This window comes from Caballeronia fortuita (genome assembly GCF_001544835.2).
Lineage (GTDB): Bacteria > Pseudomonadota > Gammaproteobacteria > Burkholderiales > Burkholderiaceae > Caballeronia > Caballeronia fortuita.
The window spans coordinates 434,777-451,919 of the sequence record NZ_FCNX02000003.1; the positions used below are offsets into that span (position 1 = coordinate 434,777).

15 protein-coding genes and 1 pseudogene are annotated in these 17,143 nt (G+C 61.6%); 9 read left to right on the forward strand and 7 right to left on the reverse strand.

Annotated features, from left to right (window positions below; all coding sequences use genetic code 11):
• Positions 1-5 precede the first annotated feature (5 nt).
• Positions 6-1,115: an FAD-binding oxidoreductase gene (locus AWB77_RS08990; RefSeq protein ID WP_061134047.1), complete on the forward strand. Its 1,110-nt coding sequence runs from the start codon at positions 6-8 to the stop codon at positions 1,113-1,115.
• Positions 1,116-1,121: 6 nt separating this feature from the next.
• Positions 1,122-2,312: a M24 family metallopeptidase gene (locus AWB77_RS08995; RefSeq protein ID WP_061134048.1), complete on the forward strand. Its 1,191-nt coding sequence runs from the start codon at positions 1,122-1,124 to the stop codon at positions 2,310-2,312.
• A 748-nt stretch (positions 2,313-3,060) separates the two neighbouring features.
• Here the strand turns inward: AWB77_RS08995 and AWB77_RS09000 are convergent.
• The 7 genes from AWB77_RS09000 to AWB77_RS09030 all read right to left on the reverse strand — a co-directional run bounded on the left by AWB77_RS09000 (position 3,061) and on the right by AWB77_RS09030 (position 12,799).
• Positions 3,061-3,981, reverse strand: a complete 921-nt coding sequence (locus AWB77_RS09000; RefSeq protein ID WP_061134049.1) for a LysR family transcriptional regulator — start codon at positions 3,979-3,981, stop codon at positions 3,061-3,063.
• Positions 3,982-4,010: 29 nt separating this feature from the next.
• Positions 4,011-5,438, reverse strand: coding sequence for an efflux transporter outer membrane subunit (locus AWB77_RS09005; RefSeq protein ID WP_061134050.1), 1,428 nt, complete (start codon positions 5,436-5,438; stop codon positions 4,011-4,013).
• Positions 5,439-5,449: 11 nt separating this feature from the next.
• Complete coding sequence (locus tag AWB77_RS09010) at positions 5,450-6,628, reverse strand: efflux RND transporter periplasmic adaptor subunit (RefSeq protein WP_061134051.1); 1,179 nt, start codon at positions 6,626-6,628, stop codon at positions 5,450-5,452.
• Between the two features lie 32 nt (positions 6,629-6,660).
• Positions 6,661-9,831, reverse strand: a complete 3,171-nt coding sequence (locus AWB77_RS09015; protein WP_061134052.1) for an efflux RND transporter permease subunit — start codon at positions 9,829-9,831, stop codon at positions 6,661-6,663.
• Positions 9,832-9,927: 96 nt separating this feature from the next.
• On the reverse strand, positions 9,928-10,842 hold the full coding sequence (locus tag AWB77_RS09020; protein WP_061134053.1) for a YncE family protein: 915 nt from the start codon (positions 10,840-10,842) through the stop codon (positions 9,928-9,930).
• A gap of 243 nt (positions 10,843-11,085) precedes the next feature.
• Positions 11,086-11,541, reverse strand: a complete 456-nt coding sequence (locus tag AWB77_RS35695; RefSeq protein WP_157694783.1) for a hypothetical protein — start codon at positions 11,539-11,541, stop codon at positions 11,086-11,088.
• Positions 11,542-11,650: 109 nt separating this feature from the next.
• Complete coding sequence (locus AWB77_RS09030) at positions 11,651-12,799, reverse strand: porin (protein WP_061134055.1); 1,149 nt, start codon at positions 12,797-12,799, stop codon at positions 11,651-11,653.
• 305 nt (positions 12,800-13,104) lie between these two features.
• Between AWB77_RS09030 and AWB77_RS37180 the strand changes: the two genes are divergently transcribed.
• From AWB77_RS37180 to AWB77_RS34295, 7 genes and pseudogenes are all read left to right on the forward strand, one after another.
• Positions 13,105-13,239, forward strand: coding sequence for a hypothetical protein (locus AWB77_RS37180; RefSeq protein ID WP_279616174.1), 135 nt, complete (start codon positions 13,105-13,107; stop codon positions 13,237-13,239).
• 154 nt (positions 13,240-13,393) lie between these two features.
• On the forward strand, positions 13,394-14,071 hold the full coding sequence (locus tag AWB77_RS09035; protein WP_061134056.1) for a heavy metal response regulator transcription factor: 678 nt from the start codon (positions 13,394-13,396) through the stop codon (positions 14,069-14,071).
• A complete protein-coding gene (locus tag AWB77_RS09040; protein ID WP_061134057.1) occupies positions 14,071-15,489 on the forward strand; it encodes a heavy metal sensor histidine kinase in 1,419 nt (472 codons plus the stop codon). The genes AWB77_RS09035 and AWB77_RS09040 overlap by 1 nt, the downstream gene beginning before the upstream one ends.
• 148 nt (positions 15,490-15,637) lie before the next feature.
• Positions 15,638-15,913: a DUF4148 domain-containing protein gene (locus AWB77_RS09045; RefSeq protein ID WP_061134058.1), complete on the forward strand. Its 276-nt coding sequence runs from the start codon at positions 15,638-15,640 to the stop codon at positions 15,911-15,913.
• 152 nt (positions 15,914-16,065) lie between these two features.
• The gene (locus AWB77_RS09050; RefSeq protein ID WP_061134059.1) at positions 16,066-16,332 is read left to right on the forward strand and encodes a DUF4148 domain-containing protein; all 267 of its coding nucleotides are present in this window, start codon (positions 16,066-16,068) and stop codon (positions 16,330-16,332) included.
• 5 nt (positions 16,333-16,337) lie between these two features.
• Positions 16,338-16,730 carry a helix-turn-helix domain-containing transcriptional regulator gene (locus tag AWB77_RS09055; RefSeq protein WP_244158500.1) on the forward strand — a complete coding sequence of 131 codons (393 nt, stop codon included), beginning with the start codon at positions 16,338-16,340 and terminating at the stop codon, positions 16,728-16,730.
• A 117-nt stretch (positions 16,731-16,847) separates the two neighbouring features.
• Positions 16,848-17,012 (forward strand): annotated as a pseudogene (locus tag AWB77_RS34295) (transposase); the annotation flags it as partial.
• Between the last annotated feature and the right edge of the window lie 131 nt (positions 17,013-17,143).

Genomic DNA, 17,143 nt, shown 5'->3' on the forward strand with positions numbered 1-17,143 from the left:
CGCACATGAACGCTGTCGAATCCATCTTCGACGAGGATATCCTGAGCCGGGCGGAGACGTGGGAGCGCGGTGCGCGATCATGGCCGAGCAACGAGCGGCAACTCATGACGTGCGCGCGCGTTGCCGATGAAACACACGACGTTAGGACCTTCGAGTTCCGCACGCAAGACGCCATGCCCGTGCGATTCGAGCCGGGCCAGTTCATCACGGTATCGGCGGAGGTGGCGGGGCAGCGTGTCGAACGCTGCTACACGATCTCTTCGCCGCCCACGCGACCTTACCTTGTCGCCATCACCGTCAAGCGGGTGACGGGAGGCGTCATGTCGAACTGGTTGCATGACACCCTGCGGCCCGGCATGACATTGCCGGCATACGGGCCGTCGGGAATGTTCACGGCCACGCGCGCGTCGGCGGCGAAGTCGCTGTACCTGTCGGCGGGCTCGGGGATCACGCCGCTCATGTCGATGACGCGCGCGAGCCTGGATCTCGGACTGAACCGCGACATCGCTTTCGTGCATAGCGCGCGCACGCCGGGCGACATCGTGTTCCGCGACGAACTGCAACGGCTTGCGCTGCGCTCGCCGCGGCTGCGACTGTTTTTCGTATGCGAAGGCATCGGCGACGAGCCCGAGTGGACCGGCGCGGTCGGGCGCCTCAGTCTGGCGCGGCTCTCGGCATGGCTGCCTGATTTCGCTCTGCGCGAGGTATTCACATGCGGCCCGGCGGGCTATATGACAGCGGTGCGCGAACTGCTTCGCGAAGGCGGCCACGATCCGGCGCGCTATCACCAGGAGAGTTTCGACATTGCTTCGGCCACGCCGCCCCCGGCAGATGCTATCGATTCGACGCAGCAGACCTTCACCGTGAAGCTCGCGCGCTCATCGAAGACATTCACCATGAGTGCATCGGAAACCGTGCTCGCGGCTGCCCGGAAGGCGGGCGTGGCCATCGCCTCGTCGTGCGCGCAAGGGGTGTGTGGAACGTGCAAGACGAAACTCCTGGACGGCTGCGTGGAGATGAAGCATAACGGTGGAATCCGCGAGCGCGAAGTGCAGAAGGGCATGCGTCTATTGTGTTGCAGCCGTCCGGCATCGGACCTCGTACTCGACCTTTAAACTTCCATGCTCGAACGAAACGACGCAACTCAGGAACGCGTGCGCGGCTACCGCCTGTCGCGGGTTCGGGACGCGCTGCGTAACCACGAGTGTCCCGCGATCCTGCTCTACGACCCGGTCAATATCCGCTATGCGACGGATACGTCGAATATGCAGATATGGACGGCGCGCAATCCGTCACGCTACATCATGGTGTTCGCCGATGGCCCCGTGATCGCCTGGGAGTTTCACAATTGCGAGCACGTCTGGCGTGGCATCGATCTTCCGGTAGAGATGCGTCAGGCCGTGGGCTGGACGTTCTTCAGCGCCGGAGCGCACGCCGAACGCCGCGCGCGAGTTTGGGCACAGGAGATACTGGACGTCTTGCGCCAGCACGCGCCGAATGAACGCCGGCTCGCCGTGGACAAGCTCGATCCTGCGGACACCACCGTTCTCGTCGGTCACGGGCTGACGCTCCTCGAAGGACAGGGCGTGATGGAGTTGGCGCGCACGGTCAAGTCAGCCGATGAACTTGTGCTGCTGAACGAAAGCCTGCGGGTATGCGAGAAAGGGATAGAGCGCATGCGCCGGGATATCGAACCGGGTATGACGGAACAGGACCTCTGGGCGCGTCTGCACGAAGAGAACATACGGCACGGCGGCGAGTGGATCGAAACACGGCTGCTCGCATCGGGCGAACGCACCAATCCGTGGATGCAGGAGTGTTCGCCGCGTGTGCTCAGACAAGGTGAACTGCTCGCATTCGATACCGACATGGTCGGGCCGAACGGTTACTGCTCGGATATTTCACGCACCTGGACGGTCGGTCATACACGGCCGACCGATGCGCAACGCACGCTCTACGACGCCGCATTCTCGCAAATCCACTTCAATATGGGCTTGCTGCGCCCGGGCATGACATTCCGTGAGTTTTCCGAACAAGCCTGGAAGATTCCCGAGCAATATTTGAAGAATCGCTATAGCTGCGTCGCGCACGGCATCGGTATGGTCGATGAATATCCCTCCATCGCGCATCAAGTGGACTGGGACAGCAGCGGTTACGATGGCGAGTTCGAAGCGGGCATGACGCTGTGTGTCGAGAGTTATATCGGCGCGAATGACGGCGTAGAGGGCGTGAAGCTCGAGCAGCAGGTCGTGCTGACAGAGATGGGCTGCGAGCCGCTGACATCCTGCGGCTTCGAAACGGAGTGGCTTTGAGCCCGGCGCGCGCAGGCTGAAGTGGCATGTGAGGACATGTCCCTCGGGATCCCCGGCTGACTAGGGACGCGCCTATTCCTGCCAACGCGAGTCCCTGTATCGTATTGACAGGATCTTATCGACAATACCGCCGGGTCTTCACGAAGGCATAGTCGGCGATTGCCGGAATGGCTGTTGTGGAACCAAGAAGCGACATTTCATTCTACGGTCGCGGGAGGCCGCTCTGGGTCGTGAGGTCGCATTGGCGTACTGCGTGGCCGTCATTCGAGACAGGCTGACGTGCGAACGGCCGGAAGCGATGGTTAGCCGCCCGACCAAAGCCGATGCTCGAATGACGGCAAAGGCCGAAGCTCGCACGCCGGTCATCCGACAGGGGGCGGCCACTTGCGGACTCTCACCCATGGCACGATACGGTCGTTCGAATGGCGGGAGCACTCTGGAAGCGGCCGCACGAAATGACGTTAGGTTTTGTAGGTGTTCGTCTCGCTGATTTCTGAACGTGGATAATATCTTCGACCGAGGATGCGTTTCGCAAGCCTATACAATCTATGCCATACGGGAACTGGCCGCTCGGCGATGCTGGCGCTCAACTTTAATCATTAAAGCTTCGGGGCCTCCAAAGCGTATGGTTCCGAGTCGAAATCGGCGTTCTGCGATGTCCCTCGGACATTCCGTCGTGATGCAATGGCAGGCGCAAACGCAAGCGCCTACGCTTGTGAATAGATCTGATGCATATTCGCACGAGTCGTCAGGCAGGGGCGCCGCGCGCAACGAACGACATATCAGCCTGCCGCTCGATTGCAAAGTCGACGAGCGATCGAATCGCCTGGGTCGCGTAACGCTGGCCGGCATATAGCATGGTGATGGTTCGGTCTTTCCCGTCGAGATCGAAATCTTCCAGAAGCGGCAGGAGCTTTCCGCTTTCCAGCTCGCTTTCTATCAGCATTCGAGGCAGCCGCGCTACGCCCAGACCGGCGACCGCCGACCGTACGACGGCGCAGGTATTCCGGGCGGTCAGCGTCGGTACGAGTGCGACGCGATGAACGCCGTCCTTGTCGTTGAACGTCCAGTAACGCATCAACGATTCGGAATCGAGAAGAATGTCGTAGTTGGGCAAATCTCTCGGACTGAGCAGCAACGCGCGAGGCTTCAGATAGCAAGGCGCGGCGACGATGACATCCTGCGTTCGACCAAGCGTTCTGCAGACGAGCGATGAATCGCGGAGCTTGCGCTCGACCATGAAGGACAATTCGAAATCCTCGGGTGAGATCTGCGCCTGTTGTTCATAGATCGTCACGTCGAATGCGATGAGCGGATGCTTCTTGCGGAACTCGGTCAGCAGCCTGGGCAAGTCCGTTGCCGCGAAGAGCGCGGATACGGCGATCTTCACGCGGCCGGCCGCGGACTCCGCTTCTGCGCGCACTTTTTCTTCTATCTGTTTAACTTGCGAGAGCACCTCGGCGCAGCTCTCAAAGTAGCTCTGACCAGCTTGCGTGAGCGAGACGCTGCGCGTCGTCCTGTTGATCAGCCGCAGTCTCAGATGGTGCTCTAACGCACCGACGCCTCGCGTCACCGCCGAATTGGATATCCCTAGCTGTTTCGCGGCGATGCCGAAGTTGAGACACTCCGCGACCTTGACGAAGATTCGCATCGATTCGAGTTGATTCATGGCTGCGAGCTTGAATTGACGTTGATGTGTCATTCGGCGGCGCGTTTGCCGGACCCGTTCCAGTCGCCGCCGAGCGCGACGAGCAAACCGACGGACGCGATGGCGCGTCGCGCGTCGATCTGATCCGCGGTTCTTTCGTTGCTGAGGGCGATCGTCTGCGCCGTCACGACATCGAGATAGCTGACCGCGCCTGCCTCAAACCGGTTGTTGGTCAGCGTGAGCGACAGTGCCGCGGCATCGGATGCGCGGCGCTGGCTTCGGGCTTCGTCCGCGAGCGCGGTCAACGCGGTGAGATCGTCCTCGACCTGCTGAAAAGACGTCAGCACGGTCTGGCGATAGTCGGCGGCGGCGCCTTCGTATTGTGCGTGTGCATCGGCGAGCATCGCTGAGCGGCGTCCGCCGTCGAAGATCGTCGCCGCCAGTTGCGGCCCGAGCGACCAGAAGAGGCTCGGCGCCGTGAGCCAGGGCGCGAAGAACGTGCTTTCGAGGCCGACGTTCGCGCCGAGCACGAGGCTCGGAAAGTAGGCCGCGCGCGCCACACCGATTTGCGCATTGGCGGCGAAAACGCGCCGTTCAGCTGCGGCGACGTCCGGGCGACGCTCCAGCAGTTGCGAGGGCAGCGCGACGGGAATCGCCGGCAAGGCAAATGGCTGGACCACCGGCGCAATGGAGAAGGTCGAAGCGGGCTGTCCGACCAGCGTCGCGATCGCGTGTTCGAGTTGCGATCGTTGCGAGGCGGTGTCGGTCGCCTGCGTGCGCGTGCTTTCGAGTTGCGCCTGTGCCTGCGCGACCGCCGAGGCGTCGATTGCGCCGTTCGCGAGTTGCTGATCCAGCAGCTTGAGCGCGGCCGAATACGCGTCGATCGAATCGTCGAGAAGCTTCTTTTGCGTGTCGAGGGAGCGGAGGTTGAAGTAGTCGATCGCGACCTGGCTGGTCACGGAAAGACGCATCGCTTCGACATCCGCCGCGCTTGCATCCGCGTTGGCCTGCGCGTTGAGCGTTGCATCGTGGATCCGGCCGAAGAGGTCGGGTTCCCATGATGCCGACAGGCCGACGGCATAGTCCGGCACGGTCTTTCCGGCGAGCGATTTCCCTTCCAGATTCGCCGATGTCCGCGTGCGATTCTGGCTGAGGCTCGTCGAAATCGTAGGCCAGAAGCCGGCGCGCTGGTAGTCGATCATCGCTCTCGCCTGTTGAAGCTGAGCGACGGCTTTCTTGAGCGTCTGGTTCGATACGTCGACGCGTGCTTCGAGCGCATCGAGCGTCGGGTCCTGAAACAGGGTCCACCACGGGCCGCGCGCCTGTTGATCGGACGGCGACGCCACGGACCAGCCGGGCGCGGACGCGAAGTGCGCGGGCACGGCGACTTCGGGCCGCCGATAGTCCGGAACAGTCGAACACGCCGCGACAAGCACGCAAGCCAGTGCGCAAGCCGCGCGTCGCATTGGAAGCTTCATTGTCTTCGCTTTCACGATGCGTGGCCCGCCCTGGCGATGTTCACCGGTTCGCCGCTCATCATGGCATCGCCCGGATTGTCGATGACGCGATCACTGGCTTGCAGCCCCGTCAGAATCTCGACATGCGTACCGAAGTCGCGCCCCACGGTGACTGACTTGAGCGCCGTCTTTCCGGTCGGGTCCACCGTGGCGATGGTCACGCCGTTCGGGCGGAACAGCAGCGCGCTGACCGGCAGATCGAGCGCCGGATTGCCGTTCTGAAGCGCGAGATGCACTTGCGCGTACGCGCCGGGAAGCAGGGTGCCGTCCTGATTGTCGACGTCGACCTCCACGCGAAGCGTTCGGCTTACCGGGTCCATCGCGCCGGAACTGCGCGCGACATGCGCAGCGAACTGTCTGCCCGGGAACTGCTGCACGGTCAGATAGGCCTGCGTGCTGGCGGAAACGTAGGGCGCGTCGTTTTGCGGCACGTCGATGAACACGCGCAACGTGTCGCGCTGCGCGACATGAAACAACTCGCCCGCCGATGCCGCGAGACCCGGCGCACCGCCCGCCGTCACGAGCGCGCCGACATCGACGTTGCGCGCAGTCACCACGCCGTCGAAGGGCGCGACGACTTTCTCATAGGAGACGAGTTCGGTGAGCCGCTGCACGTTCGCCTGTGCGGATTGCAGCATGGCCCGCTTGGCGAGCATGTCACCGGTTTTGGTGTCCGCGTCCTGTTGCGAGACCGACTGTGTTTTCAGCATGTCCTGCCAGCGCTGCGCGGTCGCCTTCGCATAGTTGAAGTTGGCTTGCGCGGTGGCTTCTTCGGCATGCGCTTGCTGGAGTTGCGCATCGAGTTCCGGGGTCTGGATATCGGCGAGCACCTGTCCCTTCTTCACATGCGCGCCGATATCCGTGTACCAGTGCTGCGCGTAGCCGCTCGTGCGGGCATGGATCGCGGCATCGGAAAAAGCGGTGACGGCGCCGGGCAACAGCAGTTCCTGCGTGGCGGGTGCAGGTTTCGGCTCGATGACCGACACCGTTTGCGCGCTTTGCGTCGTGACTTGCGCTGCCAGCGCGCCTTGCGCACGAAGCCGCGGAAGAATGCCCGCCGCAAGCAGCGCGGCGGCGACGCCCGCCGCGATCAACGGGAAGACGAAGCGGCGCGCGCGCGACCGTGTGTGAGTGTCGTGTTGCGGATTCATTCGAGTGACCTGATTGGTGACCTGTGGTGGCTTTATTGAGCGTAGTCGGGTTGCGCGGCGCGGCGGCGTGCGAGCCATGCATGCACGATCGCGAACATGACCGGCACGAACAGCAGTGTCGATACGGTGCCGAGCGCGAGACCGCCGATCACGGCACGCCCGAGCGGTGCGTTCTGCTCGCCGCCATCGCCGAGACCGAGCGCCATGGGCAGCATGCCGATCAGCATCGCGAGCGCGGTCATGATGACGGGACGAAAGCGCGTGAAGCCCGCTTCGAGTGCCGCGTCCCAAGGCTGGGCGCCTTCGTGCAGCTTCTCTCGCGCCGCATTGACGACGAGAATGCTGTTCGCCGTCGCGATGCCGATACACAGAATCGTGCCGGTCAACGCGGGGACGCTCAGCGTGGTGCCGGTTGCGAACAGCATCCACGCAATGCCCGCGAGCGAAGCCGGCAGACCGCAGATGATGATGAGCGGATCGATCCACGACTGAAAATTCACGACCATCAGCAAATAGACGAGCGCGATGGCGAATGCCAGTCCCGAGCCCAGGCCGCTGAAAGATTGCGTCATCGACTGAACCTGTCCGCGCATGACGATGCTCGAGCCTGGCGGTAAATGCGCCTTGGCCTGATCGATCAGGCGGTTCACGTCGGCGGCCACGCTGCCGAGATCGCGGTTCTGCACGGAACCGTAGATATCGAGCACGGGCTGAACGTTGTAGTGCGACACCACCGCCTGCTGCGACGCACGGCGCATCGTGCCGAGCGAGCCGAGAAGGCTTTGCGGCGCGCTCGATGCCTGGCTCTTGTTGAGCGGCAGATTGGCGAGCGTCTGCAACGAATGAATGTCGTACTGCGGCACTTCCGTCATGAGCGGATAGCTCACGCCGTTTCTCGGGTCGAGCCAGAAATTGGGCGTGGTCTGCGAACTGCCGGACAGCGAAATCAGCAGATCCTGCGCGACTTCCTTCTGCGTGAGCCCCGCCTGCATCGCCTTCGTCCGATCCACGTCGATATTGATCGCGGGCGCGTCGCCGGGCTGCTGGATGCGCGCATCTACGAGGCCGCGCACATGGCGCAGTTTCGCGAGCAACTGACTGGCCGCCACGCGGTTCTTAGCGAGGTCCCTCCCGACAATCTGAATGTCGATCGGCGCAGGCTGCCCGAAGTTGAGAATCTGGCTCGTGATATCGGCGGGCAGGAAGGAGAAGGTCGTGCCGGGAAACGATGCCGCGAGCACGCCGCGCAGCTTCGTGACATAGGAAGCGGTCGGCGCGTGACTGGGCGTGAGCGCGATCATGATGTCCGCGTCTTCCGTGCCGATGGGCGCCGACGACGAATATGTGAGATTGATTCCGCTCACCGGCACGCCGATGTTGTCGAGAAGCGACGCTTCATCGGACTTCGGTATCACGGTGCGGATCTTCGCTTCGACTTCATCCGCCAGCCGCGCAGTTTCCTCGATGCGCGTGCCGGTCGGTGCACGCATATGCAGGCGGATTTCGCCCGTGTCGATGCTCGGAAAGAAGTCGCGGCCGGTGAAGGGCACGAGCGTCATCGAAGCGAGACAGAACACCGCGAAAATCGCGATCACCGTGCGCGGATGCCCGATGCCGTTTGCAAGCACGCCCTTGTAGCTCATGCGCAGGGCTTCGAAACGCCGCTCGAACGCCGCCTGCCAGCGCGCGAGAAACGCGAGGCGTCCGCGCGGTTCGCCGCGCTCGCGCGCCTTGAGCAGATACATGGCGAGCGTCGGGATGAGCGTGCGCGAAAAGAAATACGACGCGCACATCGCGAACACGACCGCTTCGGCCATCGGCACGAACAGATAACGCGCAACGCCCGAGAGCAGGAACATCGGCGCGAACACGATGCAGATGGACAGCGTGGACACGAAGGTCGGCACCGCGATTTCGCCGGAGCCGTTGAGAATGGCATCGGCGAGCGGCGCGCCGTTTTCCAGATGGTGCGTGATGTTCTCGATGGCCACCGTCGCATCGTCCACCAGAATGCCGACCGCGAGCGCGAGGCCGCCGAGCGTCATGATGTTGATGGTTTCGCCGAGCGCCGACAATGCGATGAGCGAGGTGATGACCGACAGCGGAATCGTCACCGCGATGATCAGCGTCGCGCGCCAGCTTCCGAGGAACAGCAGGATCATCATCGCGGTGAGGCATGCGGCGATAAGCGCTTCGCGTACGACGCCAATGATCGCAGACTTGACGAATACGGACTGATCCGCGAGCGGCGTGATCTTCAGCGCCTTGGGCAAGCCCGCGGAAATCTGCGGCAGCATCGAGCGGATCTGCTGAATGATCGTGAGCGTGGACGTGCTGCCGGTCTTTTCCACGGTCAGGAGCGCGGCGCGCTTGCCGTCGCTGCGCACGATGTTGGTTTGCGGCGCATAGCCGTCGCGTACTTGCGCAACATCGCGCAGATACACCACGCCGCCGTTGATCGTCTTGATGGGCAGATCGTTGAGCGCGGCGACGCTGTTCGTGCTGCCGTTCATCTGCACGTTGTATTCGCGAGCGCCGATTTTCGCCGTGCCGCCGGGCAGGATCAGATTCTGCGCGTTGACGGCGTTCACCACGTCGCTCGGCGAGAGATCCTTCGCCTGCAGCTTGCGCGGATCGATATCGACCATGATCTGGCGAATCTTGCCGCCGAAGGGCAGGGGCACGGCCGCGCCTTGGACAGTCGCGAGCTGCGTGCGCACGAAGCTGTTGCCGAGATCGTAGAGCGTCTGCTCGGGCAATGAGTCGCTCGACAGGCCGAGCTGCAAAATAGGCACCGTCGACGCGTTGTACGTGATGATATTCGGCGGCAGCGTGCCCGGCGGCAGAATGCGCAGAATGGATGCGGAGTTGGAGGTGGCTTGCGCGACCGCGCGATTGATGTCCGCGCCCGGATGAAAGAAGATCTTGATGACCGATACGCCGTTGAGCGACTGCGACTCGATGTGCTCGATATTCTCGACATCCGACGTGAGCGCACGCTCATAGTTCGACGTGATGCGGTTCGCCATGTCCTCGGCGGAAAAGCCGTTATACGACCAGACGATACTGACGACCGGAATATTGATGTTGGGAAAGATATCGGTCGGCGTGCGCAGAATGGCAAGCGGACCGATCATGAATAGCAGGAGAGCCAGAACGATGAACGTATAAGGGCGGCGAAGGGCGAGTCGAACGATCCACACGAAGTCTTTTCCGGGTCGGGGCACTAGGAGACGCAGTTTGCATTTGCGCGCTTTGCCCGACCCTGACCGGAAAGTGACAAGTTCGTAATCTTGCTTCTAGTGCGTGTCGAAAATTTGCAGGCCGGCTGTCGAGGCCAGCGGCCCCTTCGTGTGCACCACATAGAGGCGGTGGTATTCGGGCACGAAGGCGAAGGTTTTTCCGCCATAGGTATCGATGTGCTGAACCTTCGTGTAGGAGCCGTCGTGTTGGCGTCGAATCACGTCGAGTCCGCCTTCGCCAGCGACATACACGGATGCATGCGCGGGGTCCACAGCCATCTCATCGGAGATATCGGTAATGTCCAGTGTCTGCACGATCTTGCCAGTATCGACATTCAGAACATAGAGCTTGCCCGGCTGGCGCGATCCGATGAACAGGCGCCGATGTTCGGCGTCGAGGGTCATCGCGGAATTGCGGGAAGGGCCCGGAATGCTCCATGTTCCGACGAGCTTGTTGGTCTCCGTATCGATGATGCCGACGGCGTTCTTGTCGCGGAAGTTCACGAGCAGGCGCCGGGTCCGCCGATCAATTGCCATGCCTTTGATCTGGCCTGCCGGGACGCGAATCCGTCCGAGCAATGATTCGCTCTGCGTGGATACCATGCTGAAATAGGCGTAGTCCTTACCGCTTCGAACGCCGCCGTTGCCGACATAGAAGATTCCGGTTCGCGCGTCGAGAATGCCGCTGTCAGGCTGGGGCCGTAGCGAAATGCGCTTCTCGACTGTCATGCTCTTCGTGTCCACGATTTCGAGGCGCGCGGCTCCCGCGTCGGCAATCATCAACGCTTGCCCGTCCTTAATCAGTTCGATTTTGTGCGGCGAGACCGCGACCGACCGATTGCTCTCCATATGACGACCGTCGGGCAGCGAGAACGTCTCGATCGACCCATATTTTTCAGCTGCGACGTAAAGCTTCGAATGCGCCAGATCGACGGCGAAATGATCGAAGTCTCCGCCGGTAATCGCGGGCAAGGGAATCGTTGTGATCAGGTTGAGCTTAGGTGCGTCGGTCGCGTGAACGCTCTGGACAGCGGCAACGCAGGCGAAGCAGAGAAGGGCTGCGAATCGAAGGCATCTCATGGCGATTTGAGGGAGCGGAATTCGACATGAGTCTAGCGTTCGAGAACGGGCGTTCATACGCACGCTTGAGGAATTGAGATTTGCATCGATTCGTTGTCTGGCCTGCTTGTGACGAAGCCAATCGCTAAGGCTCAGCTAAGCGAGCGATGCCAGGGTGGCGGTTGCGTCGCGCATCCTCGCGTGGAGGAATTCTCTTTTTCTGATGTGTTTCTTGTCGCGTGGTGGATGCGAACCGACAATCCAGCGTGGGCCATTCATTCGCGGTCTTGACGGGAGGTTTTGATGCGACATGCCGTGCTCGCAAGGATCCGCGCGAATGGCGTGCTGTTCGCTAGCTCGGTTGCGATCACCGAAGCGCTGGCGCTGCTCGTTCTGGCTGCGTCCGGGCGCCTCGCATATTTCAATAACGAGACCACCCGACTCATCGAGCTCGTCGTTTCGTTTGCGCTCGTCATCGCGACGAAGATTCACGCCCGCTCGGCGTTCGAGGCGGCAGCATCGAAAGGTCATATCACGCAAATATCGGATGAACCAGAATCGCGGCTGGTCGTTGCTGACCAATGTCCGGCAGCATGGCTCGTCCAGCTTCATATCGAATGCTGCGCCGATATCGGAGGAATGCCCGCGCCGAACCAGGAGACAGCGCTCGATTCGCGGGCTAATCGGAAGAGTTGAATCCTGTCGCGATGAGCGTTTCCCTTCAGAACAAGTGCCGAACGGCGACGCGGCCGACGAACTGGTTGCGCGTCGAAGACGGAGCGTCCGCCCCGGTGATATAAGCCTGATCGAGCGGCGAGGCCGCTGCGCTGCCGCCCGCGACGTGCTGGTACATGCCTTGAATATAGGCATCCGTGCGGGGTGAAAGCTGGTAGTCCGCCATCAAGCCGAATTGATGCCACTTCGGTTTCGAATTTCCCGCCGCGCTGTCGAATTTGCCCAGGGTGTAGTTGTACATCGCGCCCGCAAAGATCGCCTTGGTGAACTGATACTTGAAGTTCAGTTCGAAATTGTCAAACGTGAGCGAACTTGCGGTGTTGGCGAAATTGCCGACATAGACGGAGCCGGTGGCATCGTTCAGGTCCGTATGGGTATAGACGAAGCCGAACGTGGCGGCATCGGCGACGGCGTAGTTGATGCCCGCGCCCCAGACGCGCTCGCGTCCGGCAAGGAAGGCGGTGTCGTCGGCGGCGAGAGAGCCGCCCGCGTTGGCGCCCGGATTGTTGATCTGCATATACGTGGCCGCGGCGGAGAGTGGTCCCGAGACGTACTGCGCGCCCACACTGTATGCGCGATTATTGGCGAATCCGCCGGCCTGATTGCTGAAGCCGTAGAGACCGCCGAACGTGAATCCGCCGTAGTTGTTGCTCGTGTACTTGACCGCGTTGTTGAGGCGGAACGAGTTGTCGGTGTTGTCGTTATCGAGCGGATGGGAAAGCAGATAGCCGGCCCAGTTGCCATTCGCTGTCAGCGGCGCGAGATAGTCGACCACCGAATCATATTGACGACCGATGGTCAGTGTTCCCAGTGTCGCGGAACTCAGCCCCACGTACGCTTGACGCCCGAACATGCGCCCCGACTGCCCGAGCTTGCCGTTGTTCACGTCGAAGCCGTTTTCGAGCTGGAATACGGCCTTGTTGCCGCCGCCCAGATCTTCCGAGCCTTTCAGTCCCCATCTGCTGCCTTGTGCAAATCCACTCGCCAGCTGCGCGTTGGAGTGGCCGCCGACATTGTTCGTGTAGTCGAAGCCTTCATCGATGACGCCGTAGAGGGTGACGGAAGTTTGCGCCGAGGATGCGATCGGGTACGCAAGCGCGCAAAGAGTCGCGCTGGCGAGCAGTTTTCTTTTCATGAGGGAGCCCGTGTTGGTGATGGTCAAAGCTGATGCAGCGCGTGGCGTGTTGTCGTCGGCACTGCATGGTCACGGACTGTAATCGGCCAAAGATCGCGACATCGATGCAAAACAGTTTTCCTGTTCGCGTGTAGCGCAGATACATCTTCGTGTCGCCAAGGGCGCTTGCGTAATCCGTTATGGCGAGTTTGACGTGCGCTAAGCGTCGACTAAGCATGCGCAGAGAAGATCAGGGCTTAAGACACGAATAAAGCTAAACCTGAGAACGACAGGGAGACCCTTTGACGCCTTTACAGGAGGATGAAGTGGAAATGCTGATCATCGCGACACTGTCTGCGCTGTCCGTCGGGATCGCGCTTACCTTGATCATCGGCGAGATAACGTCTCGAATGCTGGCGAGCTCGATGGCCCTTGATGCGGGTCGGTTTTCGGCGACCTGATTCGTGTCGCAAGTTTTCGTTGGCGTCTTGCGAATTTTGTGCAACGCGGCATAGGCAGTCGGGTTCGTCGCCTCGTGCCCGACGCCCTGCGCGCTCTTTGCGAAGCAATTGCGTAAAATCTAAGGCTTATCCATCGCTGTCGGCGGGCCCAAGCATGCGCATACTGGTTGTCGAAGACGAGCAAAAAGCGGGCGTCTATATCAAGAAAGGGCTGGAAGAAGCGGGCTATCTCGTCGATGTCGTCGGCGACGGGGCCGAAGGTCTGATTCTCGCGAAGGAAGAGAACTACGACGTCATCGTGCTCGACGTGATGCTGCCGACCATGGACGGCTGGAGCGTCGTGCGCAGTCTGCGCGAAACGAAGGCTACGCCCGTGCTGTTTCTCACCGCGCGCGACGACGTGCAGGATCGCGTGCGCGGTCTCGAACTCGGCGCGGACGATTATCTCGTCAAGCCCTTCGCCTTCGTAGAACTGCTTGCGCGCGTGCGTTCGCTGGCACGGCGCGGCCCGCCGCGCGAAAGCGACCTGATTTCGCTGGGCGACCTTGAAATCGACGTGACGCGCCGCAAGGTGCGTCGCGGGGGCAAGCGCATCGACTTGACGCCGCGCGAATTCGCCTTGCTGCAACTGCTGGCGCGGCGTCATGGCGAAGTGCTCAGCCGGACGCAGATTGCATCCTATGTGTGGGACATGAATTTCGACAGCGATACCAACGTGGTCGAAGTCGCGATCCGCCGGTTGCGCGCGAAGATCGACGACGACTTCGAGGTCAAGCTCATTCAGACCGTGCGCGGCGTCGGCTATGTGATCAATACGCCCGGCCACGATTGATGCATACGCGTTCGCTCACCACGACGCTCGCGCTCGTGTTCGCCGCAACCACGCTCGCGGTGTTCGCGCTGGTCGGCACCTTCGTGTATCTCGCGCTCGCGCATCAGGTGCATGTGCAGGACGATCTGGACATCGTGCTCGCCGCGCGCCATACGCGGCGGCTGGTCGATGAATTGCAGAGCTATGCGGATATCGAACGCTATCGCGAACGGCTCGAAAGTCAGGTCCTCGGCAACGGCGCGCTGTCGCTAAAGATCGTCGATGCCGCGCGCAGGCCGCTCGTGCAACACAATGTCGATGCCGCGCTGGCGCAGGGCGCGTTGTCGTCGCGTGCGGTGCCTGCGGGCGCACAGATCACCGCTCAGGCCATCGTCGATATGCACGAAGCCGATGGCGATCCGCTTCGCGTGCTGGCCGTCGACACGCGTCTGATGGATGGCACGCTCGCAACCATCGTCGTGGTGCGCGACATGCGCGATCGATGGATGCTGCTCGACCGCTATCGAGACCGCCTGCATCTCGCGGGCGCAATCGGCGTGCTGCTGACCTTCGCGATCGGCTTCTTTCTCGTGCGGCGCGCGCTCAAGCCGCTGCGCAACATGGCGAACAGCGCTGCGACGGTCACATCGGACAAGCTCCATACGCGCATCGCAATGGACAACGTGCCGAGCGAACTGGAACCGCTGATCGCCGCGCTCAACGGCATGCTCGCGGGACTCGAACGCAGCTTCCAGCGCATGTCGCAATTTACCGCCGATCTCGCGCACGACATGCGCACGCCGATCGCCAATATGCGCGGCGCAACGGAAGTGGCGCTCGCGCGGCCACGCTCGACGGACGAGTATCAGACGCTGCTTGCATCGAATCTCGAGGAATGCGATCGCCTCTCGCGCATGATTGAAAACGTGCTGTTTCTCGCGCGCGCCGAGCATCCGCAATTCGCGCGTCATCTGCGCGAGTTCGCAGCCGGCGAGGAGTTGCAGCGCATCGCCGAGTATTTCGAAGGGCTCGCAGAAGATGCGGACGTGCACATCGCCGTGCGCGGTTCTGCACCGCTCAAGGCCGATGTGGAATTGTTCAGGCGCGCGGTGAGCAATCTGCTCGCCAATGCCGTGCGCTATACGCCGCGCGATGGAACCATCACGCTTTTCGTCGATGCGGACGCGGCGTTCGTGCGCGTATGCGTCGAGAACGAAGGCGTGCCTATCGAACCGTCGATGCTCGAACGCGTGTTCGACCGCTTCTATCGCGGCGATCCGTCGCGTGGCGGCACGGGCGCGGCGAGCGGATCGGCAGGGCTGGGACTCGCTATCGTGCGGACCATCATGGAACTGCACGGCGGCCACGCCCACGCCGAAAGCGACGCGCGCGGCACCCGTTTCGTGCTGTCCTTCCCGGATGCGGCCACGCGTTCGTGACGCGCAAGATATCAAACTTGTAACGTCAGCGTCAGATTCTCTACAGCGCTCGAATTCCACAATGTCCTCAACGTCGCGAACAACGCAGCGGCGTTCGGAGGGCAGTCACCCTCCGCCATTCTTCCGTGAATCAGTGAGGGTAAAGACGATGAAAAAGTTGATGTGTGCCGTGCTTGCAGCGGCGGCCGTGATGCCGTTCGCAGCGTTCGCGCAATCGGCGCCGGGTCACGTGACGCGTGCGCAAGTACGCGCCGAACTCACGCAACTCGAAGCGGCGGGTTATCGCCCGAGCACGCACGATGCGGATTATCCGCAGGCGTTGCAAGCCGCCGAAGCGAAGGTCGCCGCGGGCGATGCCTACGGCGGCGCGAATCCCAACACGCAGGCGAGCGGCGCTTCGCATAACGGCGAGGCATCGCAATGAAGCGATGGACCGCTTGCGCAAGCGTGCTCTTGAGCCTCGTTTGCGCGCTGAGCGTCGTATCGCACGATGCCTTTGCACGCGATCACGGTCCGCGCTTTGCCAACTCATCCTCCAATCCGAATTAACGCTTTCAGTTTTCTAAGGAACCGATCATGAAAAAGATGCTTGTTCTGCTTTTCGCATCGTTGACCGTTGGCTTCGCAGCACTGGCTCAGGCGCAGACGAGCGGCCTCACGAGCGCCGACGTTAAGCAACAACTCGTTCAGGCCGAAGCGCAAGGTCTGCTGCCCTCGAACGGCACGAACTATCCGCCGAGCGCACGCGCCATCGCCCGTAATAAGGCCATTTTCGCCGAGCAGCATGAAAACAAGGGCGCCACGGCGTATGGCGGCGTCGCCGACACGCAGACCGATCACTAAGCGGGATGCGTACCACACGCAAGGCGGCGCGCCGCAAGCACCGCGCGCGTACCGCCGATATCGTCCGCTACACGCCACCGGATGCCGAGCTGATCGCGAGGCTCGGCACCGATCGCACATTCGCATCTGAATACGTATGCGACGCCATGCGCAAGCTCCATGAGCCCGATGGCTTTACCGCGGCGTTGACGGCCTTGCGCGATGTGGTGAACGCGGCAGGTGGCGTTGGCGCGATATCGCGTGCGGGTGGCGGAAGCAGGCCATCGATTTATCGCGCGCTCTCGCCGGGCGGCAATCCCACGCTCAAGACGCTGATCGCACTGCTTACGACGGTCGGGCTGAGACTCGCTATCGAAGTGACGGAGGCACCGGCGGTTGATTTGAAGGAGTTTCGCTAAAAAGGGCCGCCTCGGCACTTCGCAAGATCTTCTTGGATGCCCTGCACGGGACTGATGCCCAACTATTGATCAGCGTCGCGCTGACAGGGCCGACTTGATTTCGTACATTCATGGGTGCCACAGTTGGTCGGCAAGTATCAACGCCGGCTACCCGGCTTCGATGATCACGTCATCAGCATGTATGCACGCGGCATGAGCGTGCGCGAGATTCAGGGCCATCTGCTGGAGCTGTATGGTCTGCAGGTCTCGCCCGATTTGATTTCGACGGTCACAGAAGCAATTCGCCTTTGGGTATATGTTTTAACTTTACATAAACCTAATTATCGAATGATTTGTTGTAGGTCCCAAGTTCAGATGTCGTGTTTGCGCCAAGTAGAGATGTCGCGTTTTGACGTAGGTTCGTTGCCAGACAG

Excerpts from the sequence above, each read along its gene's own strand:
- AWB77_RS09035 (WP_061134056.1), top strand. The coding sequence starts at position 13,394 with ATGCGCATACTGGTTGTCGAAGACGAGCAAAAAGCGGGCGTCTATATC.
- AWB77_RS08995 (WP_061134048.1), top strand. The coding sequence starts at position 1,122 with ATGCTCGAACGAAACGACGCAACTCAGGAACGCGTGCGCGGCTACCGC.
- AWB77_RS09010 (WP_061134051.1), bottom strand. The coding sequence starts at position 6,628 with ATGAATCCGCAACACGACACTCACACACGGTCGCGCGCGCGCCGCTTC.
- AWB77_RS09045 (WP_061134058.1), top strand. The coding sequence starts at position 15,638 with ATGAAAAAGTTGATGTGTGCCGTGCTTGCAGCGGCGGCCGTGATGCCG.
- AWB77_RS08990 (WP_061134047.1), top strand. The coding sequence starts at position 6 with ATGAACGCTGTCGAATCCATCTTCGACGAGGATATCCTGAGCCGGGCG.
- AWB77_RS09005 (WP_061134050.1), bottom strand. The coding sequence starts at position 5,438 with ATGAAGCTTCCAATGCGACGCGCGGCTTGCGCACTGGCTTGCGTGCTT.
- AWB77_RS09050 (WP_061134059.1), top strand. The coding sequence starts at position 16,066 with ATGAAAAAGATGCTTGTTCTGCTTTTCGCATCGTTGACCGTTGGCTTC.
- AWB77_RS09030 (WP_061134055.1), bottom strand. The coding sequence starts at position 12,799 with ATGAAAAGAAAACTGCTCGCCAGCGCGACTCTTTGCGCGCTTGCGTAC.
- AWB77_RS09055 (WP_244158500.1), top strand. The coding sequence starts at position 16,338 with ATGCGTACCACACGCAAGGCGGCGCGCCGCAAGCACCGCGCGCGTACC.
- AWB77_RS09040 (WP_061134057.1), top strand. The coding sequence starts at position 14,071 with ATGCATACGCGTTCGCTCACCACGACGCTCGCGCTCGTGTTCGCCGCA.
- AWB77_RS35695 (WP_157694783.1), bottom strand. The coding sequence starts at position 11,541 with ATGAAGCTGGACGAGCCATGCTGCCGGACATTGGTCAGCAACGACCAG.
- AWB77_RS09000 (WP_061134049.1), bottom strand. The coding sequence starts at position 3,981 with ATGAATCAACTCGAATCGATGCGAATCTTCGTCAAGGTCGCGGAGTGT.